Genomic DNA, 22673 nt, shown 5'->3' on the forward strand with positions numbered 1-22673 from the left:
ATAGTTTGAAGCATTAATGATAAAATCTTGGTACTTCATTTTGTTTCATGGATGGACGCTGGAATCTTCCTGCCTGCAGCATTTCTTCGCGAAGAACTCTGCGAATTTGTTCGTCGGAAATAATAGTCTTGCTTTCTTCTACAGGCTGAACATTTTCTGCTTCTACATTTGTTGCTTTCATGGTTAATAGTTTTTTAATTCCCGCCATATTAATTCCTTGCTCTAAAAACTCCTTAATCTCTAAGAGTAAGTCTACATCGTTTAAGGAATAAAGACGGCGATTTCCTTCAGTGCGTGAAGGTGAAATCAATTGATGTTCTTCATAATATCTAATTTGACGTGCTGAGAGTTCCGTTAACTGCATTACTGTACTTATTGGTAAAATTGGCATAGAACGTCTAATTTCTTTTTTGTTCATGCTTCATTCTCCTTTCTTCCCTCTCGCATGTTATGATTATATGTTATGTAAGAAAAATAGTCAATATTATGTTAGAAATTCTAACATACATTTTTTTTAAAAGAAAAAGGATCACCTTTTTTCATGGTGACCCTTCCCTATTTTTATATTAAACCTTTATTCATTAAGCGATCCAATGCAGAACAGACTGCAATTTTCACATGTGAATAGGTTAAGCCTCCTTGAACATAGGCCGTATACGGAGACCGCAATGGCCCATCTGCAGTTAATTCTATACTTGCACCTTGAATAAATGTGCCCGCAGCCATAATAACATCATCTTCATAACCTGGCATGTAACTAGGGTATGGGGTTACATACGAGTTGACAGGTGATGAAAATTGAATGGCCTGGCAGAATTCAATCATCTTATCCGGGTCATCAAATTGAACAGATTGAATCAAGTCTGTTCGGTATGAGTTCCAGGAAGGTTGAGTATTCATATTGAATTTCTCAAGAATAGCAGAGGTGAATACCGCACCTTTTAAAGCTTGTCCTACAATATGAGGTGCAAGAAAGAAGCCTTGATACATTTCTTGGAGGCTATATAGTGTCGCTCCAGCTTCCGCACCAATTCCAGGAGATGTCATTCGGTATGAACATGATTCAATATATTCTTTTTTGCCAACAATATATCCTCCTGTTTTCGCAATGCCTCCACCAGGATTTTTAATTAACGAACCAGCCATTATATCAGCTCCAACATGGCATGGTTCCTTTGTCTCCACAAATTCACCATAGCAATTGTCCACAAAAACGACTAAATCGGGTTTTATGTTTTTCACATACAGAATCATTTGTTCAATTTCATCAATTGTAAACGATGGTCTTGTTGCATATCCTTTCGATCTTTGAATACCGATCATTTTAGTGCTTGGTTTAATTGCTTCCTTTACAGCTTGTAAATCCACTTTTCCCTCATTAGTCAACGGAACACTATTATAATGGATATTGAATTCCTTTAATGAACCATTTCCGCTTCCTCGAATGCCAACAATTTCCTCTAATGTATCATATGGTTTTCCGGTAATATACAGTAATTCGTCCCCAGGGCGAAGTATGCCAAATAAAGAAATGGAAATGGCATGTGTCCCGGAAATAATTTGCGGACGAACTAATCCTTTCTCAGCACCAAACACTTCTGCATAGATATTTTCCAATGCATCTCTTCCGATATCGTCATATCCATAACCGGTAGAAGGAATAAAGTGTGTATCACTAACACGATTATTTTGAAAGCTTTGTAAAACCCTAAATTGATTTTCATCTACTCTTTTGTCAATTTGATCGGTAATTTCAGCTATTTGTTTTTCTGTGTCCTCTACGATTGCTTTCAATTTTTCTGCGTTCATTAAGTGTTGAAACATGTTATGCGAGCTCCTTCTATTGCTGATATTGTTCTAATAAACCTAACACAGGATGATCTGCTATTGCGAATCCTTTGCATCTATAAATTTGTGCTTCTTCTAGAAAAACAAGTTCCCGCAGGATGGTTTCGACTTTAAGCTGTGCTAAAATCTTTCCTTCTGTTGACGGTATTAGAACATGATAAGGAACCATTATTTGAATGGCTGCTTCTTCGATTTTTTGTTTTAAAAGTTGACGATCTTCTATTCTTAATGCACTAATCATTATATGATTTTCTGCTGTTGGCACAAAATCAGGATGACGTTCATCCATCTTATTATACACGGTTAATTGCGGAAGGTGGTCCATTTCTAGTTCCTCCAATAGTTTATGAACCGTTTTTTCATGATTATGATAGTCTGGATTTGAAGCATCCACAATATGAAGCAAAATATCCGCTTCTTTCACTTCTTCCAGTGTAGAGCTAAATGCTGCAATTAAGGTGGTTGGTAAATCCTGTATAAACCCAACTGTATCGGTTAAAAGTGCCGTATATCCGCTAGGCAAAATAACTTTTCTTGTTAATGGGTCTAATGTAGCAAATAGCAGATTTTCTTCAAATGAATCTGCACTTGACAAACGATTAAACAATGTTGATTTCCCAGCATTTGTATAGCCTACTAAGGCAAGCTGAAATGTTTTATTCTTCTTTCTTCTTTCACGATATCGTTCACGGTGACTAACAATGGTTTCTAACTGATTCTTAATCTCACTAATTCTTCTTCTAATATGACGTCTATCTGATTCAAGTTTTGTTTCGCCTGGACCTCTTGTTCCAATTCCTCCCCCAAGTCTTGAAAGTTCGGTACCTTGACCGATTAAGCGAGGCAGTAAGTATTGCAGCTGGGCAAGCTCCACTTGCAATTTCCCTTCTTTAGACCTAGCCCTTCCAGCAAATATATCTAGAATTAATTGAGTCCTGTCAATAACCCGCCCATTTAAAATATTTGATAAATTCCTTAACTGACTGGGGGAAAGCTCATCATTAAAGATGACTAAATCTGTCTCCAATTCCTCTTCCATACGTTTTATTTCTTCCACTTTTCCTTTGCCTATATAGGTGGAAGAGTCTATGCGTTCCCGTTTTTGGGATACCATTGTCACTACCTGGCCATGTGCAGTTTCCGTTAAGGAAGCCAATTCCTCCATGGAGTATTGAAACCGTTCCTCATTATCATGTAAACTGCATCCAACCAAAATAGCCTTTTCTTTTATTATCTCCGTCATCTCTACAACTCTCTTTCCACAACATCTCTTTTTCATCTTATCAAATTTTTTTAAAAAAATATCTTAACAATTACAATCCAATTAAAAAGCACAAGCCTTCGCTCATCAGCTTCGGATGAGTAAAATTACTCTTCAAAATTCAGCTTCGCTGTCAAGCGGGACCAACAAGATAGTTCATGACCTATATCCTTTTCCGTAAGGAGGCGACGAAGAAATCTCTATCCGATAAGTACTAAAGCTGAACAAATTATATAAATGGTTATCCATATTAGAAATTTTATCATTTCCAAAAGCAAAAAACAGCTAGTCATATCGACTAGCTTTGATTACTATGAATCCGGAAAAACTAAATCAATACTCCGCAATGTTAATAAATCATATCGGTCATACGTTGAATCAGAAAGGAGCCTCATCGCCTGTGAACGGATGGATTTTTCAATAATGTTTCTGACATATCGTCCATTTGAAAAGCTTATTGGATTGACCATTTTAATAAAAGTAAGATGCTCTCTTAACTTTCGCTCCGCATCCTGACTAAGAATATACTCCTTTTCATTTAACATGCGTTTTCCAATTTCCATCAGTTGTTCCACAGAATAGTCTGGAAAATGAAAGACAAGTGGAAATCTGGAATGAAGTCCTGGATTTAAACTTAAAAAATAGTCCATTTCATTAGAATAGCCTGCTAAAATTAAAATAAACTCATGCTGTTTGTCTTCCATATGTTTAACAAGTGTGTCTATCGCTTCTTTTCCAAAATCTTTTTCCCCGCCACGGCCAAGAGAATATGCTTCATCAATAAAAAGAATTCCACCAATCGCTTTTTTTATTAAATCTCGTGTTTTTTGTGCCGTATGGCCAATATATTCTCCTACTAAGTCCGCCCTTTCAGCTTCGATTAAATGTCCTTTGGATAAGACATTCATTTTCTGAAATAACTTTCCGATGATCCTTGCAACTGTTGTCTTTCCAGTCCCGGGATTCCCCTTAAACATCATATGAAGCGCTTGTTTACTCACTTTCAATCCCGCTGATTCTCTTTTTTTATTAATATAAATCCAAGCATACACTTCTTTTATCATTCTCTTCATTTCATCCATCCCGACGAGAGCACTTAATTCTGTTTCAATTTCTCTAAGTGCTTCATGCTCCACGGAATTCGTCTTTGGAACAACTTCCTTATGGATACTTGGTTGAGGTATTTCTCTTTGCTGAGAATTAAGTACAATACTAATTTGTCCGTTATTTTTCAAACGTATAGGTTGATCCAAAGCGTTCACCTCACATTCTAAAAACAGTATACGCTTAGAAGCATAAATTGTGACAAATGCCTAATGAATAATAGAACGCGGTAAAATTCTTTATATTTCACCATTTTTTCCTAATCAGCAACCACAAAAAATACGAATAATGACAAAATACACCCTATTTCCTTCATATTTTTATCTATTTGTCATTTTATGCGCTTTCCCAAGAAATAATGCCTTACATCCATTCTATTCCCCTACATCCCCAAACATTACTTACCAATGAAAATCGTCACAATCGAGTAGGAGGAGGTGACTAACCCCCGACCTCTCACACCACCGTACGTACGGTTCCGTATACGGCGGTTCCATTTATGTCTGACGTAGTTGAGAATATCTCACATAAAGACTCTTCAGCCCTCGCATCTCCCAATAGGAGTTTGTGAGGGTTTTCTGTAGGATTGGGCTTCTGGCTATTCTCCAATATTTCTTTCTAGAGTTTCCCCATTCGTATGCCTTCTCTTTTGGAATCCCTAATCCAATGAGTTTTCTTACTTTGGTTTTTGGTTTCTTCCATTCTTTCCATTGGCACATTCTGAGACGCCTTCTAATCCATTCGTCTAATTCTTTGAAAATAGTGGGTGTATCTGCTAATGCATAATATCCGCACCAGCCAATCAAATATTGATTCAGCTTCTCTATTCTATAATCCATTGGAATTGGTTTTGACCTTGAAGTTAATTCTCGTATCCGTTTCTTGACACGTTGAATACTTTGGTTTGACATCCGCACCTTCGGTTTCTTATGAAATGTGAAGCTAAAACCTAAAAACTTTCTTTTCCAAGGTCTGTCTACAGCTGACTTTTCTCGATTCACCTTTAGTTTTAGAGTAAATTCAATGAAAGTAGTAATCGAGTCCATTACTCGCTCTCCGGCTCTTCTCGATTTTACGTAGATATTACAATCATCTGCGTATCGGACAAACTTGTGCCCTCTCTTTTCTAACTCTTTGTCTAGTTCATCTAGAACGATATTGGAGAGTAAAGGACTTAATGGTCCACCTTGGGGCGTACCCTCCTCGGATTTCGTTATGACTCCATTAATCATAATGCCAGACTGTAGATACTTCCGAATTAGTGATAGGAGCGTTCTGTCTTGAATCCTTTTGGATAGAGTCCGCATTAATCTATCATGATTGACTTTATCAAAGAATTTCTCCAAGTCCATGTCGACTACCCATCGGTATCCCTCTTCGATATATTTCTTCGCTTGTCTAACACCGTCATGACCTCGTTTGTTTGGTCGAAAACCATAGCTCTGTGTTGAAAAAGTCGGGTCGAAGATAGGGGTTAAAATCTGAGTAATCGCCTGTTGGATGAAACGGTCTGTCACGGTTGGGATACCTAATAACCTTACTCCACCGTTCGGTTTTGGGATTTCAACCCGACGGACAGGAGAAGGTTGATAAGTACCCTCCATTAAGGATGTTTTAAGTGTATCCCACGTTTCGAGAATATGTCTTCGTAGGTCTTTTACGGACATATTGTCTACTCCATGACTTCCTTTGTTCTTTTCTACTCGCTTTAATGCCAATAAAAGATTTTCCCGTGACAGCATTCGTTCCATTAACATTGAGATTTATCCTTTCTACGTGAACAATACATTCTCATTAAGTGGGTTCTTTACTAAGCCCTCCCGAAGTCCCCCATGGAATTCACCATTTCTTCCTTTCAGGTAGGTTCCGTAAGAATTTTCTGCTTTCATACATAAAGAACCGTTTGCCGAGTGTTTGTTCTCCTAAAATGGTTCAGTCCTTCCTTGATTCTCTCGAGCAAACCAAGTACTACGACTTCGGCTGACTTCTGATTGTTCAGCTATCCATTACTAGATAGGTTACCAAGTGTACTTGGCGTATCAACCAGACCTCCCCGGGTAAGAGTGCAATCTTTCCTTCCATCTATCTGCTTCATTTACTTTGTATCACCTTCGGCAGAAAGGACTTTGTTTTGTATTGCAAACTCATCCAATGATACCTAGCCTTGTATGAAGTTCGTGTTCCTCAGACCGGAAGTTTGCCGCTCGCTTCCTTCAGATTCCGCGTCACCACGGACACCCTTGCGTTAAGCTAACTGCTACTTCTGCCTTCACAGTTCGGGACTTTCACCCTAGAGACTACACCCATGCCGGGCGCACAATGCAAAAAAAACGTACCTTTGCAGGTACGTTTTTTAAAGTTAAGAAAGTAAGTCTATTACCATGTACATTCTCTGTCCAATTCCAGCGCTTTTCGGCTAGCGGGTTTCTATGCTTCTTCAAAATTTATTTGAACATTTTTTTGTGGAGCAAAGGTTGATATGGCATGTTTAAAAACAAGTTGTTGTTTTCCTTCAGATTCGAATAATACGGTAAAATTATCAAAGCCTTTTACCTGACCTCTTAATTGAAATCCATTAAGCAAAAAAACTGTAACAGACGTACCATCTTTTCTTAATTGATTTAAGAATTGATCTTGAATATTCACTGCTTGTTTCATACTAAGTCCTCCTCTTCTATATCTAATACTATTTATTCGATTTTAACATGTAGCTTTCCTGCAATAAAGTTTGAAATTTCCACTATTTTTTTTGCCCGCTCGGAATTATCCGTCATATCAAACCATGTTACATCCAGTTTGTTTCGAAACCATGTTAACTGCCTTTTAGCGTAATTACGAGAGTTTTGCTTTAATCTCTCTATCGCTTCTTCTAATGTAATGATTCCGTCGAAATAAGCGTAAAGTTCTTTATATCCTATTGCTTGTATGGATTGTACCTCACGAAGATTACTATCGTATAATCTTTTGACTTCTTCCAATAAACCATTTTCCATCATAATATCTACACGCTTATTAATCCGGTTATATAATTGTTCCCTGTCCATCGTTAAACCAACTAATGCAACATTGTATAGAAGGTTTGGCACCTGTTGCTTTTGATAATCAGATGCTGTTTTCCCAGTACAATAAAAAATCTCCAATGCTCGAATAACCCTTCGAATATTATTTGGATGAATTTTTACAGCACTTTTCGGATCAATAGATTTTAATTCTTCATATAAAACCATATTTCCATCTGTTTTGACCCTTTGTTCTAGCTTCGTTCTAATTTCATCATTTCCGACATCATCAGAAAACCGGTAATCATATAGAACTGATTGAATATATAAACCTGTACCACCGACAATCATCGGAACGCGATTTCTATTATGTATTTCCGTTATTTTTTCACGGACAAGCTTTTGAAATTCTGCAACCGAAAAAGGCTCATCTGGATTTTTAATATCAATAAGATGATGTGGTATTCCTGCCATTTCATCTTTTGATATCTTTGCCGTTCCAATATCCATACTTTTATAAATTTGCATGGAATCACCGCTAATGATTTCACCATTAAAACGTTGGGCTAAATAAATGCTTAAGTCCGTTTTTCCAACGGCAGTGGGGCCGATAAGTACGATAAGCTTCTGAAGATCATTCAATTAATTTCACAGCCTTTTATAAAAAATATTTCCATGACTTCTTTGAAGTTTATTTTGCATTACCTAAAATCGAATGATGTAATTAAGCAATGCTTCTTTATCGTACCATATTATCATAATATTATTGGAACAGTTATTTATTATAACCGAAAAATTTTTAGTTTAAACTTATTTTGCCCTATACATAAAAAAATAACCGACTCTTTTTAAGTCGGTCACATGATTTTATTTGCCAAAAGGCAATAATTTTAACTCTTTCCCATCATTAGCATGAATATTTAATATTGTTTTATGATAATTTCCATTCACCCAGTCATTTATTTGATCATGATACCAATTACTTCTAACGTTGCCCGACTGTCCCGGTCCTACAATATGATAGGAGGTATTCATGTCACTTGTATCAATAACAAATCTCCATGATGCCCCATGGTCTACAATCCCATCATCTCTATTACTAGCCGCTTGAACGGTTACCTTACTTCCACCAACCGGGACTGGTTTCTCACGGTTAAAGATCCATGCCAATACACTAGAAGAGGAGGAAATTGGATGGGCAAAGTATAATTTATGGTAGTCACCCCATTTCCAAGCTGAAGGTTTGTCTCCATAATGGTCTTTTAAACCTGATAACACATTTTTCAGAGATTTTTGTAAAACTACCTGTATTCCGCCCCTTTCTTTCACCCATGCACCTTCATTCCCGCTTAGTGCGTTTCGTATTAGCTGGTCGATAGCTTGTGATTCCCCTTCAAATAAATCTAAGACATCCTTTGGAATTTCTTTTTCAAACAACACGTTTGGCATTTCTTTCATCCATAGATTATAAATTAAAGGTGCTGCAAATTCTTTGTCATCTTTATAGTTCCATTTTTTCAACTCATTCATTGCTTTTCGCTCAATATCTGTTAAAGGTGCTTTATTTAATACTTCTAGAAATTGTGGAACAAATTCTGTTGCCGATACATTTATTTGATCCATTTGCAATGATTCCATATCTCTAATAGAGAGCTTTTGCTTTGAATTAAGCACTTCTTGAATTCTTGTTTGTCGGTACGGTTGTGCCCAAACATTACTAATATGGTAGGGATACTGCTCATCAATTACTTTGTTATTGGCACTGGAAATAAACCCTTGTATAGGATTTACGACTTTTGGCAGCTGGTCAAATGGAATGTATCCTTTCCATCCATATTCATCGGACCAACCAGGTACAGGATAAAGGCCATCACCTTTTTTCCTAATTGGAATTTTCCCATTTGCTTTATATGCAATAGTTCCGTCATCTGATGCAAAGACAAAATTTTGAGTAGGTGTGTGAAAGTCTAAGAGTGCCCTTTCAAATTCATTCCAATTTTTTGCTCTATTCATATTTAAAACTGCTTCCAGCTCCTTCGATGGTTCCAAAGCTGTCCACTGCAAAGAAAAAACGGCGTTATCCTTATTGTGGTAAGCAAACTCCGAAATAACCGGCCCGTGTTTTGTAATTGTTACTTTATAGGGAATCGTTTTTTCTCCTTTTACCTTTATAGGCTCATTAATGACAGTTGCGTCATACCACTGATCATTGTATAGGAACTGCTTAGCATTTATTGGATTTCTTTTTTCTATATATAAATCTTGAACATCCGGCCCTGTGTTAGTTACCCCCCACGCAATATGTTCATTAGAGCCAAGAATGATTCCAGGAATACCTGCAAATATAACACCGCTTACATTCATATCCTCTGCCTGCAAATGCATTTGATACCATATGGATGGTGTCGCCAAAGATAAATGAGGATCATCTGCAAGTAATGGTTTTCCTGAAACACTCTTATCGCCGCTTACAACCCAGTCATTGCTTCCATTGAATACTGGTGGTTTTATTGCACTCGCAAAGCTCTTTCCAATATTTATTTGACTATCTTTTAATTGAGAAATGATCAGCGGTGCATCTGTTGGATAACTCGGCAGCAATTCTTTCGCTTTTTCCTCTGATAAATTTTTCAGTGCCCAATAATTAAAAGCCTGTTCATTCCAATGACCTCCTAAATCAAAAGCCATATATTTTCCAATGGTTAAGGAATCAATTGGAGTCCATTTTTCAGGCTGATAGTTTAATAAGGTGAATTCAATTGGTAAGCGCTTAGAAGAAATTGCCTCCTTGATATAGGCATTAACACCATCTGCAAACCATTTTAAAACATTCTTCCCTTCACTGGAGTATTGCTGATAAGATTCCTCTGCCGCCCTTCTTAATCCAATTGTTCTGAAAAATTTATCTCGATCTATCGTAGCCTTTCCAACTACTTCACTTAATCTGCCTGATGCTTGCCTCCTGCTCAAGTCCATTTGAAAAAGTCTGTCTTGAGCCTCCACGTACCCCTGAGCGTAATACAAGTCATGTAAATTTTCAGCCTTAATATGCGGTACACCCTTTTCATCCCGAATAACACTAACCGGATTTTTTAATTCTTTTAAATAAACATCTCCCGTCGTTTTTGGCAGTGATCGTAAAGTGTAAAAATTCAAAAAGACAGTTATTAATAAAACTAAAATCACTAAAATGATGATTGTCCATAATAAAGGCTTTTTCCATTTTTTTATAGGTTTTCTCTCTACCACAACCTCCATATTTCTCCCCCCTTGTATTTAAGAATATTTGCTATTCAGGAAAAAAGTCCTTTATAGTGGGATAAAAAATTATTGTGTATTTTATAAAAATATGGAGCAAAAGGTTCTGTTATTATCAAAATCTATTGAAATTTCATAAATAATTTACTATAATTTTACTTGCTGTGCAGGTTACATCTAATTGACTGAACGACAAAGTACACTCCTTCACGCTTTTCTTGGAGTGTATTTTTTTCATATGCCTATCTTTATGGAAGCAAAAATCAGAAAGGAGTGTAAGTTTCATCATGGAACATTGTATTCCTCTTTCGGATGCTCGGCTGATCAGCGCATACGAAAAAGCTATTCAGTTAAATCTGCCGAATGAATTTATCATGATTCTGAAAGCAGAAGTTGAAAAGCGTCAATTAATAAGTATAAAACCCAACAATAAGTAACTCGTCATGAAACAAAAGCATTATTTGCTTTTGTTTTTTCTTTTTTGCAATAAGTAATTAGTCCATTAATCCATACCTATTTAAAAATATTAAATATTTTTAGGTGTCTAAAATAAAGATTGTATGAAACATTATCATAATTTTTCATACAATTTAGTAACGAAATATTCATTATTTCGTAAACCATCAAGGAGGTGCAAACATGAAAACAAGAAGTACATTAAATGCTTTGATTGGTGTTTGGTTTATTATTGCGCCTTGGGTTCTAGGATTTTCAGATCAATCTGGTGCACTTTGGTCCAGTGTTGTGATTGGTCTCATCCAACTAATATTGTCCTTCTGGGCATCGAGTGAAACAGGGTGGAATTCTTGGAAAAACTGGATCACCGTATTAACCGGGGCATGGTTTGTTATTTTACCTTTTGTTTATTCCCTTTCCAGTGGAGAAACTTGGACCAGTGTTATTCTCGGCCTAGTCACTATTCTTTTTAGCTTGTGGAACGTGGGTTCAAAACAGAGCAATTAGTAATATGTCTATATGCTTTTGCACATATATCCCCCTAAAGACAACGATTCTTTAGGGGGATTTGTTTTTTACGCCATTTCCCTTTGTATACATACTTTTGTTAAAATAGGAAATCCTATTTTGAACTTAAATACAGGAGTGATTGACTAGTTGAAAAAGTATTTTTTATATATCGCATGCGCAACCATCACATTATTATCTTTCTTGACTTTACCGTTGGTAAAAGCCAGTATCTATGAAAGTCCGGTTAACTCGGAAGAGGAACACTTACAATTAAATCATGAGGATTTTCAAAGACTTGAAAAACAAGGATATACGGTTCATGAAATTATCAAAGCTGCTCATATTTCGATGTATGCAAATAAAAGTATCGAAAGTATATTACGATATTACAAAAAACATCAATCTTGGCATGAAACTGCAAAGCATTTTGGTGTTGACTTGGAAAAATTAAAAACAGATCAAATGAGGAGAACAAAACAACTACTTTATAAGGAAAATAAAGAAAAAATTATTTATATTTTAGCGAACTATACCAATCGGAAACCGGAGGAGATAAGTCGTTATTTAAAGCAAGATGCAGATCTGCATTTTTTGATTGTTGCGGCGGCTATTTCAAAGACAACTGAAACAGATTTATCAAGGATCATTCAATTAAAAAAAGAGGAAAAAAGTTTGGATGAGATTATGAATACGGTGCACGCAAATCGAAAAATGGTATTTAAAGAGGTAAAATTACTTCATGAAAAAATTAAACATCTTAAGTAGAGCAAAGATTTGAATGGAATTTGAGCTTTGGTACCATTCATTTTTATTACGAAATGTCTTTATTATATTTTAAACGTTCCGGACCAATGGAGAGGATATTTTTAATCACGAATGTTCTTTGTTTTTTCCTTAAATAGCAATATGCCTTAAAAGAATCAATCTCGACAGATAATACCTTAATGGTTCGGTATGTTATTTCATTGTTATTAGATATATAGATCATTTCAAGCTTCATTCCTGAATCAAGTGCCCTTAAAAGAATGCCTTTCATTTCTATCACTCCACAACATAATGTATATTCTTATTATATACAAACATATGTTCTTTTAATACTCATATCATATGACTTTTTTATGTATGAGGAGTAAATATTTTCATGTATAAAAAAATAGTTAAAACCGGAGATACTTAACCGATTTTAACTATTTAGAAGGCTACATTACCCTCTTAAACATCTTTTCCATTTCATAAACGGAATAATGAATAATAATTGGACGACCATGTGGACACGTAAATGGATCAGATGCGGTACGCAAGGAATCTAGCAATGCTTGTATTTCATCATTTCGCAAATGACGATTCGCTTTAATGGAATCCTTACAGCTCATCATTATTGCTGCTTCCTCGCGTAGTTTTTTCACATCCACCTTTTTCATCGATAATAATTGTTCCACCATCTCCTCAATGGTTTCCTTTTCTTCCCCTTTTGGAAACCAAACAGGGTGGGAACGAACAATAAAGCTATTATGACCAAAAGGTTCCATAAAGACACCTACATAGGCTAATTCTTCAAGATTTTCTTGAATTTTAATATATTCGTCCGTTGAATATTCAAATGTTAAAGGAACAAGGAGGTCTTGCAGCTGTTTTTCCACTCTCCCAACTTTTTCCCGAAAATATTCGTATTTTATCCTTTCCTGAGCAGCATGTTGATCAATAATATACAGTCCTTGATCATTTTGTGCAAAAATATAGGTTCCATGCATTTGTCCTATTGGATAAAGAGGCGGAATTCGGCTAGTAGTTTGTGCCTCCTTATTCTCTGCTATTAGAGCGGTATCATTCGATTCCATCTCGTATGCTGGCTCCTGCACCACTTCCGGAAAAACAAGATCCTCGTCCTCATCATATGGAACAGATACTGGTTTATTTTCGTCTAAATGAAATACTCTTTTCACATCTTCAAAAGGAAGAGATGTTTCTTCTTTAGAATATCCTGACTTTCGAAAATCAAATTGATTTTCCTTTTTTTGAACAGAATGATCCATTTCCGGTAAAGGTAAATGATCAAGTTGTAAAGATGTTTGAATGGGTGGAGCTTCTTTTTCCATTTGCTGAATATTGCCTGATGGAATAAGTACTTTATCTTTAAATGACGCTTTTATAGTGCTCGATACAAGGTCATTTAGCTCCTGTTCTTTACTAAGTCTTACTTCCAGTTTGGACGGATGGACATTAACATCAACTAAAATCGGGTCCATTTCAATGTTTAATAAGATGATTGGAAAACGACCAATTGGCAATAAGGTATGATAACCTTCTTGAATGGCTTTAACCAATGAATAATTTTTAATAAAACGACCATTTATCATAGTAGAAATATAGTTACGTGATGCTCTCGTTATCTCCGGTAAAGAAATGTAACCGCTGATTTTGAAATCGAGGGAGCTAGTTGAAATGGGAATCATTTGTTTTGCGATATTCATCCCATAAATCGCCGCCAGTACTTGGCGAACATCACCATTTCCGTTTGTTTGCAAAAGTAATCGTTCATTATGTCTTAATCGAATGGAAACTTCCGGGTGCGCAAGAGCGAGACGATTGACGACGTCCGTTATATTTCCGAGCTCGGTATGAATGGTTTTTAAATATTTAAAACGAGCAGGAGTATTAAAAAATAGGTCAGTAACGACTATATCTGTCCCTTTTCTCCCCGGGCTTTTCTCTTTGCTCAGCAGCTTACCACCTTCGACGACAACTTTAGTTCCTGACTCAATGCCTGTTGAAGATGACATTTCAAGGTGAGATACCGAAGCAATACTTGGCAGGGCTTCTCCCCTAAACCCTAGTGTCCGGATTCGAAATAAATCATTCTCATCTTTTATTTTACTCGTTGCATGGCGATGGAAAGCAAGGAGGACATCATCCTCCTCCATACCGGACCCGTTATCAATAATTCTGATTTTTCCAAGTCCTGCTTCCTCAATCTCAATCTCCACGATGCTGCTATCTGCGTCAATGGCATTTTCGACAAGCTCCTTTACAACGGAGGCAGGTCGTTCCACTACCTCACCTGCTGCAATTTTATTCGATAGGATATCGTCCAGTTGAATAATTTTCCCCAAGGAGCACACCACCTAACTTTTTATTTTTTTCTGTAATTCATAGAGCACATTCATTGCTTGCAATGGATTCATTTCTAATAAATTGATACTCTTTAGTTCTTCTAAAATTTTCTTGTCTTTTGAAGATGTTTCTTGTTTTACCTTCGTATTCGGCTCTTCGAAGAAGGAAAGCTGTGCCTGAACCGTTTCCTCCTTCATCTTTGGAGTTTCTTTAACCTGATCAGAATTCTCTTCCAGTTCAGCAAGAATTTCATTTGCTCGAACAATTAATTCATGTGGGAGCTCTGCAAGTTCAGCAACATGAATTCCATAGCTTTTATCTGCTGGGCCTTCTTTAATCTTGTGTAAAAAGACCACTTTCCCATTCTGCTCCATCGCACTTACGTGAATGTTTTTTAATTGTTCCAGATTTTCTTCTAATACCGTTAATTCGTGGTAATGAGTGGAGAATAATGTTTTTGCCCCGATACGATCATGTATATATTCTATAATGGCTTGGGCAAGTGCCATCCCATCATATGTGGAAGTACCTCGGCCAATTTCATCAAATAATATAAGACTATTTTGAGTTGCATTCATAATTGCATTTCTTGCTTCCAGCATTTCCACCATAAACGTACTTTGACCTGAAATTAAATCATCTGCAGCACCAATTCTCGTAAATACTTGATCAAAAACTGGCAAAATTGCTTGACTTGCAGGAACAAAGCAACCAATTTGCGCAAGTATGGAGGTTAATGCAATCTGTCTCATAAAAGTACTTTTACCGGACATATTGGGCCCTGTAATTAAGAGCATTTCACGTTCCTTATCCATATAACAGTCATTAGGAACATATTCCTGTGCATCCATAACTTTTTCCACAACCGGATGACGCCCATCTTTAATTACTATTTTCCGTTCTTTATTAAAAATTGGCTTTACATAATGTCTTTTTTCACTGACGCTTGCAAAGCATTGAAGAACATCTATTTCACTAATGATTTGAGCTAGTCTCTGTAAACGCGGAATAAATTCTTTTACCGACTCGCGAATTTGTAGAAATAATTCATACTCCAATTCTGTACTTTTTTCTTCCGCTTGTAAAATTAGTGCTTCCTTTTCTTTAAGTTCCGGTGTTATAAATCTCTCTGCGTTTGTTAAGGTTTGTTTTCTTTCATAACGCCCTTCTTCTAATAAATGCAAATTAGATTTCGTTACTTCAATATAATAACCAAATACCCGGTTGTAGCCGATTTTTAACGATTTAATTCCCGTGCGATTTCGCTCTTCCTGCTCTAGACGAGCAAGCCATGTTTTCCCATTGCGGCTTGCATCACGGTATTGATCTAATTCAGCATTAAATCCATTTTGAATAATTCCGCCTTCTTTTACAGAGATTGGAGGATTTTCAAGAATACTTCTTTCCAGAAGGTCTGTTAGTTCTTCACAAGGATCCAAACTATTTGATAGTTTCAATGCTTCTTCATGATGAAATTGTTCCATAATAGCATGTATAGCAGGAACTTGCTGTAAGGAATGTTTTAATTGAATTAAATCCCGTGCATTCACGTTTCCAAATGCCACTCTTCCCGCAAGCCTTTCTAAATCATATACTTCCTTCAAACGTTCTCTTAATTCTTGACGTTCAAAAAAATGTTCCATAAATATTTCTACTAATAAATGTCTTTTTTCGATTGCACGGCTGTCAATAAGCGGTCTGTCAATCCAATTTTTCAAACGTCTTCCACCCATAGAAGTCATTGTTTCATCAAGGAGCCACAATAATGATCCTTTTTTCCCTTTTGAACGAATGGTCTCTGTCAACTCTAGATTTCGTTTGGAATAGTAATCAATTTTCATAAATTGATGAAGATCAACTGTCGTAATAGGCTGTAAATGATCTAAGCTTCGCTTTTGTGTCCTGTGTAAATAATTTAAAAGGCGTATAACCGTTTGTTTCAATTCTCCCGATTCAATATCGGCTATTATTCTCGCAAACTCCGTTTTTATTTCCGTATCATTTTCAAAAGATATGGTTATATGGTTTCGTTCCTTTAATTGTTTAATAAATAAATCATCAAAGATTTCCGAAACTACCACTTCTTTTACGCCTAAAATAGATAATTCATTCACTACTTGTTCAAAATCGCTATCAATAAATGTTACATGGCCTTCACCCGTAGATAAATCAGTATAAGCTAAACCAAAGGAACGATCATCAAAAGAAGTAATAGAAGCAATAAAATTATTTTCTTTTTCAGCAATTCCTTTCCCCTCCATCATGGTACCGGGTGTGATTAGCTGAACAACTTCCCTTTTCACCACTCCTTTTGCTGTTTTTGGATCTTCCACTTGTTCACATATAGCTACTTTGTAACCTTTCTCCACAAGCTGTTCAATATAATTAGCGGCAGAATGGTACGGGACACCACACATTGGAATTCTCTCCGTACTGCCGCCGTCACGACTGGTTAGTGTAATTTCTAATTCCTGTGATGCCTTTATAGCATCCTCGAAAAACATTTCATAAAAATCACCTAAGCGAAAAAATAAAAAGGCATCTTGATAATCTGCCTTCACCTGCAAATATTGTAGAATCATTGGGGTGTATTGACTCATTTCTACCAAATTCCTTTCCGTTCAACATATTTAGCTAAAAATTATTATAACATAAACGGAAATCAATCTTCATGTAATCTAACAATTATGAAAAAATCGGTTGGTTCTCCCAACCGATTTCGTACTATTACCCATTTATGAATTCAAGAAATTCCATTCTATTACCAAATGGATCTGTGACATGTATCCGTTCTCTTCCTTCAATTGGAGGTTCCTCTTTCCACTCAATTTGATGCAGTTTCAATGTATTTTTCAAATCCATGATATTAGTGACAACTAATCCTGGATGGGCTTTTTTCGCTGGTTTAAAATCTTCCTCGACCCCGATGTGAATTTCCTGGTTTCCACATTGGAACCAGCAGCCACCTCTTGCTCTTAAATTTTCAGGCTTAGGAATTTCTGTTAAACCTAGTATATTCGCAAAAAAATGTCTAGCTTGATCCTCACAACCTTTCGGTGCAGCTAATTGTATATGGACAATACCCTGAAAACGAAAAGACACAGGAAACATCCCCTTATATGATTATTTTCATCTCCATTGTACAGATTTATTAGAAAAATTCCTTATATAAATTTATTATGGATACCTATAAGAAAAGTGAATAAGAAAAGTGTGGTGCGCTTTGTTCATCGGTGTTAGGATTTCGCAGTAAGAAGACGGAGAAATACGCTAGACGATGTCTTTGGGTAGGCAAAGTCTATACTTGTTCAATACTTTTGTCATCCAAAACTTATATTTTCTAATCTCTTAAAAAAAGAGAGGCTGGGACAAAACCCGCCTCTGAGATGAAAAAGCCGGTGAAATTTCACGATAAGTAAAATTTCACCGGCTTTGATTATTTTTTGAATAAAAATAAGGACCACTTCTGATAAAATTAAGTCACCACAACAAAATTATACAGAAAGAAGGATCCTTATGTTTAAAAATTATACCATGAATCAATTAGTTTTGCCTTTAGATTTAGAAGTAAAATTACAAAAAAATGATATTGCCTTCCATATCCATCATTTAGTTGAAAGTATCCCTCTTGAAGCGTTCGAACCATTTCTGCGAAATAATGGTTGCCCTGCCTACCATCCACGCATGATGCTTAAAATTATCTTATGTGCCTATACGCAATCTATCTTTTCAGGACGCAAAATAGAAGCCCTATTAAAAGATAGTATCCGTATGATGTGGTTAGCTCAAGGATATGAACCAAGCTACCGCACCATCAACCGATTCCGTGTTCAATCGGAAGTGAAAGATTTAATTCGCCAATGTTTCGTCCAATTTCGTTGCCAATTGATCGAAGAAAAACTTATCGATCAAGAAGCGGTTTTTATCGATGGTACAAAGATTGAAGCGAATGCGAATAAATTTACGTTTGTCTGGAAGAAATCGATGGAGAAATATCATCAAAGTTTAATTGAAAAGTCAAACCAGCTATACAATGAACTACTTGAAAACGAAATTATACCTGAAATAGAACGTGAAAGCGATGAACAGTTGTCATTGGAAGAACTCTCTCAATTGGTTCAAAAAGTGGACGATGTGGTAACTGAGTATGATAAACAAATAGAAGCATCATCAGACGTTCCAGAACGAAAAGCTTTAAGAAATGAACGCAAATACCCAAAACAAGTGCGAAAACAGTTGATTGATTTTGTCCTGCGAAAACAGAAATACCAACAAGACTTTGAAATCTTTGGCACGCGTAATAGCTATTCTAAAACAGATCCAGATGCGACATTTATGCGAATGAAAGATGATTATATGCAAAACGGCCAATTGAAAGCTGGTTACAATGTACAAATCGCAACGGAGGGCCAATACGCGCTTGCCTATAGTTTATTTTCAAACCCAACAGATACGCGTACGTTAATTCCATTTTTAGATGAGATCGAGCAGCATTATTTCGAGTTACCGAAGCACATTGTCGCAGATGCAGGTTACGGTAGTGAACAAAACTTTAATGATATCCTTTTAAACAGAAAACGAGAAGCACTTATTACGTATAATATGTATTTGAAGGAACAAAAGAAAAAGTACAAACAAAACACTTTTAATCCCGACAACTGGAAGTATGATCAAGAAACAGATACCTATACATGCCCTAATCAGAAACGTCTTGAATATCAATATTATTCAGTCCGTAATGACCGTACAGGTTTCCAACGGAAGTTCAAAATCTACGAGTGCGAAGACTGTTCGGGATGCCCATTCCGTTCATCCTGTACCAAAGCAAAAGAAGGCAACAATCGAAAACTAATGGTGAATGAAAAATGGGAACAGCAAAAAGAATATGTAAGAGCGAAGCTTTCAGAAGAGAAAACGAGTGCCATCTATCGAAAACGCAAAATCGATGTGGAACCAGTTTTTGGATTCTTGAAGGCTAATTTGCGTTTCACTCGATTTTCTGTACGAGGAAAATCGAAGGTAGAAAACGAAATGGGCCTCGCGTTAATGGCAGTGAATTTAAGAAAATTCACTACCAACAACTAAGGTAATAGAAAATTTAAACGCAAAAATAGAGAAAGGTGAATTTGAGTTCCCTCAAATTCACCTTTCTCACTATTTGAAGCTAGTTATGTCCCAGCCTCTTTATTCTTCCTCTGACCCTACTAAAAAGTCTGGATCTAGTTCTTCAAATTCTTCATCTAATTCTTCTTCCCACTCGTCATCAGAATCACAGCCATCTGGATGAATGGCAACACATATTTTTGTTTCTCCAATGACTTCAACAAGGAACTCTCTTTCTACATTTACGATTATTTTATTCCCATTTGGTGATATAACTGCTTCGACACAATTAGGTTGCTGAAGGACACGTGCAATAACTTCTTTATCGTCTAAACAATCTGGATCACGATAACTTAGTTTTACCACATCAACGTAATCCACTTTTTCTGTAACAACCGATGTTTTCGTATTGTTACCATGAGAATACCAGACGTTTATTTCGTATGAACCGACAATTTCGACTTTTTTGTCGACCTTTTTCGCTTCATATCTGTGGTTAATGATCCAGCAACCTAATATGCTCGATGGATGATGCGGCGGTGTGATCGTATGATTGGACTGAGTAAATTTGCGTCCTTTCGCTACGACCGCTTTCGTTATTATTTCTCTATATTCTGCCATTCGAGCGAACCCTCCTCATTTATTTTCAATTCATCCTATGCATGCCTATAGACTAGTGTGCCAATATTTTTATGTGTGCTACAGGAAATACAATACTGCGATTTTCATATCCTGAAAATATTACAGCACTATGTTCATGATAGAAACCACTAACTCTATATGGGTTAATTCATTATATGTGGAGGGTGTTACCTGTGTTCTGGGCTAACAGAAAAGCGAAAGCGCCTTGCTCATCCGCTAACCGATAGGCGCTGGAGCTAGACAAGATTAAGCTTCTTAAATTATTTAGATGCTGGAAAATTTTATACTTTCCTTAAAAAAACCATTATCTTTTAAAAGATAATGGTTTATATACGATTAGTTGCAATTGCCTGGTATGCTATTTTTAACTTTTGAACCTGTCTCTCCGCGAAGAAGATCCCCGCCGGTTGACAAGATAATTTCGTCTGTAACAGTGTTGGAAATAGTAGAAGCAACAATTTGCAGCAAATCGTTAACATCTGTTTGAGATTGCTTAAATTCTTGAACAATCGGGATTTCATCCAATTCTTCTTCGATTTTTTCAATTTTTGCTTCTACCATTTTAAGTGCCTCGGTTTTTCCGTAATGTTGAAAATTAACCGCTTGTTTTTGTAAGCTTTTAATACTTGCAATCATTTCACGAACTTTTTGATTTTCATTAATTTGCGCTTCTGCACGCTTGAAAAAATCTACTTCCTCGGTTTCGGAAATCATTTTCGCAAGTTCTGTAGCACGCGCTACAATATCATCTTTTGTATATTTTTTCATCTTTACTTCACCTCAGCAACTTCTAGTTCTTCCACCATTTCTCCATTTAAGGACCATGTTTTAGCTTCGGTAATTTTCACCTTTACAAGCTTACCAATCGCTGATTTAGGACCTTTAAAGTTTACAAGTTTATTTTTTCTTGTGTATCCGGCTAGTACATCTGGATTATTTTTGCTTTCCCCTTCTACAAGTACTTCTACTGTTTGACCTTCATATTTTAATAGCGCTTCACGAGAAAGCTCATTCACAACATCATTTAAGCGTTGCAGACGTTGTTTTTTCACTTCCATAGGTATATTGTCTTGCATTTTTGCAGCTGGTGTTCCTTCACGTGGGGAATAAATGAATGTATAGGCCATTTCAAACCCTACTTCGCGATATAAAGATAATGTTTCCTCAAATTGTTCTTCCGTTTCATTCGGGAAACCAACGATGATATCAGTCGATAGCGCTACATCTGGAATCGCATTTTTAATTTTTCCTACTAATTCAAGATAGCGCTCTCTTGTATATTTACGGCCCATTATTTTCAAAATATCACTAGAACCTGATTGAACAGGAAGATGAATATGTTCCACCAAGTTACCTTTTTTAGCTAAAACCTCAATCAAACGATCATCGAAATCACGAGGATGACTTGTCGTAAAACGAATCCGCGGGATATCTATTTTACGAATATCATCCATTAAGTCACCTAGACCATATTCAATGTCTTCGAAATCTTTACCGTAAGCATTAACATTTTGACCAAGAAGAGTAATTTCTTTATAGCCAAGGGATGCAAGATGACGAACCTCTTGAATAATATCTTCTGGTCTCCGGCTTCTTTCTTTTCCGCGAGTGTATGGCACGATACAATACGTACAGAACTTGTCACATCCATACATAATATTTACCCAAGCTTTAATGCTTCCTTTTCGTACCTTAGGAAGGTTCTCAATGACATCCCCTTCCTTAGACCATACTTCCACCACCATTGCTTTGGACATATAAGCTTCTTTTAAAATATGTGGTAAACGATGGATATTATGTGTCCCAAATATCATGTCTACATGATGATGTTTTTCTAAAATTTTGTTTACAACAGATTCTTCTTGGGACATACATCCACATACACCAATTAATAAATCGGGCTTTTCGAGTTTAAGCGGTTTTAAATGACCGATTTCTCCAAATACTTTATTCTCTGCATTTTCCCTTATTGCACAAGTATTTAATAAAATAACATTAGCATCTTCTACCGTATCCGTAGGCTCATATCCAAGCTGCATAAAGATACCTGCCATAACTTCAGTATCATGTTCATTCATTTGGCAGCCGTATGTGCGAATATAGAATTTCCGTCCATTTCCCATCCCTTGGAATTCTTCATCAATTTGAAAATCTTTATGATATTTTACTTCTTCTCGCCCACGTTTTCTTGCATCTTTCAAATTTGGAGGGATATATACAGATTGAAAGTATTTGCTGTAATCCTTTTCGGATTTTTTGTCCGCTGGATTAGCTGTACTAACTTGTTGACCTTCCAAACGTTGTTTCTCGTTCATATTAATCTCCTTTCTCCAACTAAGAACTACTTAGATTCAACCTATTTTATACTAAAAATTCACGAA

19 protein-coding genes are annotated in these 22673 nt (G+C 36.3%); 4 read left to right on the top strand and 15 right to left on the bottom strand.

Going from position 1 to position 22673, the window contains the following annotated elements:
- Positions 1 to 13: 13 nt before the first annotated feature.
- The 8 genes from NSQ59_RS16155 to NSQ59_RS16190 form a co-directional block, all read right to left on the bottom strand.
- A complete protein-coding gene (locus NSQ59_RS16155) occupies positions 14 to 418 on the bottom strand; it encodes a MerR family transcriptional regulator (protein ID WP_340832314.1) in 405 nt (134 codons plus the stop codon).
- A gap of 143 nt (positions 419 to 561) precedes the next feature.
- Positions 562 to 1824 carry a methionine gamma-lyase family protein gene (locus NSQ59_RS16160; protein WP_340832315.1) on the bottom strand — a complete coding sequence of 421 codons (1263 nt, stop codon included), beginning with the start codon at positions 1822 to 1824 and terminating at the stop codon, positions 562 to 564.
- A 16-nt stretch (positions 1825 to 1840) separates the two neighbouring features.
- Positions 1841 to 3091 carry a GTPase HflX gene (hflX, locus tag NSQ59_RS16165; RefSeq protein WP_055740324.1) on the bottom strand — a complete coding sequence of 417 codons (1251 nt, stop codon included), beginning with the start codon at positions 3089 to 3091 and terminating at the stop codon, positions 1841 to 1843.
- 329 nt (positions 3092 to 3420) lie between these two features.
- On the bottom strand, positions 3421 to 4362 hold the full coding sequence (spoVK, locus tag NSQ59_RS16170; RefSeq protein WP_126649892.1) for a stage V sporulation protein K: 942 nt from the start codon (positions 4360 to 4362) through the stop codon (positions 3421 to 3423).
- A 348-nt stretch (positions 4363 to 4710) separates the two neighbouring features.
- A complete protein-coding gene (gene ltrA / locus NSQ59_RS16175) occupies positions 4711 to 5970 on the bottom strand; it encodes a group II intron reverse transcriptase/maturase (protein WP_055737770.1) in 1260 nt (419 codons plus the stop codon).
- Positions 5971 to 6640: 670 nt separating this feature from the next.
- The gene (gene hfq / locus NSQ59_RS16180; RefSeq protein WP_055740326.1) at positions 6641 to 6871 is read right to left on the bottom strand and encodes an RNA chaperone Hfq; all 231 of its coding nucleotides are present in this window, start codon (positions 6869 to 6871) and stop codon (positions 6641 to 6643) included.
- Between the two features lie 32 nt (positions 6872 to 6903).
- Complete coding sequence (gene miaA / locus NSQ59_RS16185; RefSeq protein WP_055740327.1) at positions 6904 to 7854, bottom strand: tRNA (adenosine(37)-N6)-dimethylallyltransferase MiaA; 951 nt, start codon at positions 7852 to 7854, stop codon at positions 6904 to 6906.
- A gap of 225 nt (positions 7855 to 8079) precedes the next feature.
- Complete coding sequence (locus tag NSQ59_RS16190) at positions 8080 to 10470, bottom strand: penicillin acylase family protein (protein ID WP_340832316.1); 2391 nt, start codon at positions 10468 to 10470, stop codon at positions 8080 to 8082.
- Between the two features lie 287 nt (positions 10471 to 10757).
- Between NSQ59_RS16190 and sda the strand changes: the two genes are divergently transcribed.
- The 3 genes from sda to NSQ59_RS16205 all read left to right on the top strand — a co-directional run bounded on the left by sda (position 10758) and on the right by NSQ59_RS16205 (position 12201).
- The gene (gene sda, locus NSQ59_RS16195) at positions 10758 to 10907 is read left to right on the top strand and encodes a sporulation histidine kinase inhibitor Sda (protein WP_083489362.1); all 150 of its coding nucleotides are present in this window, start codon (positions 10758 to 10760) and stop codon (positions 10905 to 10907) included.
- 202 nt (positions 10908 to 11109) lie between these two features.
- The gene (locus NSQ59_RS16200; protein ID WP_055740329.1) at positions 11110 to 11433 is read left to right on the top strand and encodes an SPW repeat protein; all 324 of its coding nucleotides are present in this window, start codon (positions 11110 to 11112) and stop codon (positions 11431 to 11433) included.
- Between the two features lie 150 nt (positions 11434 to 11583).
- Positions 11584 to 12201: a hypothetical protein gene (locus NSQ59_RS16205; protein WP_055740330.1), complete on the top strand. Its 618-nt coding sequence runs from the start codon at positions 11584 to 11586 to the stop codon at positions 12199 to 12201.
- Positions 12202 to 12247: 46 nt separating this feature from the next.
- Here the strand turns inward: NSQ59_RS16205 and NSQ59_RS16210 are convergent, their stop codons facing one another.
- The 4 genes from NSQ59_RS16210 to NSQ59_RS16225 all read right to left on the bottom strand — a co-directional run bounded on the left by NSQ59_RS16210 (position 12248) and on the right by NSQ59_RS16225 (position 17649).
- A complete protein-coding gene (locus NSQ59_RS16210; RefSeq protein ID WP_055740331.1) occupies positions 12248 to 12472 on the bottom strand; it encodes a hypothetical protein in 225 nt (74 codons plus the stop codon).
- A 163-nt stretch (positions 12473 to 12635) separates the two neighbouring features.
- Positions 12636 to 14546 carry a DNA mismatch repair endonuclease MutL gene (gene mutL / locus NSQ59_RS16215; RefSeq protein WP_055740332.1) on the bottom strand — a complete coding sequence of 637 codons (1911 nt, stop codon included), beginning with the start codon at positions 14544 to 14546 and terminating at the stop codon, positions 12636 to 12638.
- Between the two features lie 12 nt (positions 14547 to 14558).
- Entirely contained in the window at positions 14559 to 17147 is a 2589-nt protein-coding gene (gene mutS / locus NSQ59_RS16220; RefSeq protein ID WP_055740333.1) for a DNA mismatch repair protein MutS, read from the bottom strand.
- Positions 17148 to 17274: 127 nt separating this feature from the next.
- Complete coding sequence (locus NSQ59_RS16225; protein ID WP_055740334.1) at positions 17275 to 17649, bottom strand: glyoxalase; 375 nt, start codon at positions 17647 to 17649, stop codon at positions 17275 to 17277.
- Between the two features lie 414 nt (positions 17650 to 18063).
- On the opposite strand from NSQ59_RS16225, the gene NSQ59_RS16230 reads away from it, so the two are divergent.
- Positions 18064 to 19632: an IS1182 family transposase gene (locus NSQ59_RS16230; RefSeq protein WP_126650088.1), complete on the top strand. Its 1569-nt coding sequence runs from the start codon at positions 18064 to 18066 to the stop codon at positions 19630 to 19632.
- A 99-nt stretch (positions 19633 to 19731) separates the two neighbouring features.
- Here the strand turns inward: NSQ59_RS16230 and NSQ59_RS16235 are convergent, their stop codons facing one another.
- The 3 genes from NSQ59_RS16235 to miaB all read right to left on the bottom strand — a co-directional run bounded on the left by NSQ59_RS16235 (position 19732) and on the right by miaB (position 22607).
- Positions 19732 to 20271 carry an outer spore coat protein CotE gene (locus NSQ59_RS16235; protein ID WP_055740335.1) on the bottom strand — a complete coding sequence of 180 codons (540 nt, stop codon included), beginning with the start codon at positions 20269 to 20271 and terminating at the stop codon, positions 19732 to 19734.
- A 357-nt stretch (positions 20272 to 20628) separates the two neighbouring features.
- A complete protein-coding gene (locus NSQ59_RS16240) occupies positions 20629 to 21060 on the bottom strand; it encodes a RicAFT regulatory complex protein RicA family protein (protein ID WP_055740336.1) in 432 nt (143 codons plus the stop codon).
- Positions 21061 to 21062: 2 nt separating this feature from the next.
- On the bottom strand, positions 21063 to 22607 hold the full coding sequence (gene miaB, locus NSQ59_RS16245) for a tRNA (N6-isopentenyl adenosine(37)-C2)-methylthiotransferase MiaB (RefSeq protein ID WP_055740337.1): 1545 nt from the start codon (positions 22605 to 22607) through the stop codon (positions 21063 to 21065).
- Positions 22608 to 22673 lie beyond the last annotated feature (66 nt).

It is taken from the genome of Margalitia sp. FSL K6-0131 (genome assembly GCF_038008735.1).
GTDB classification, from domain to species: Bacteria; Bacillota; Bacilli; order Bacillales; family Bacillaceae_C; genus Margalitia; species Margalitia shackletonii.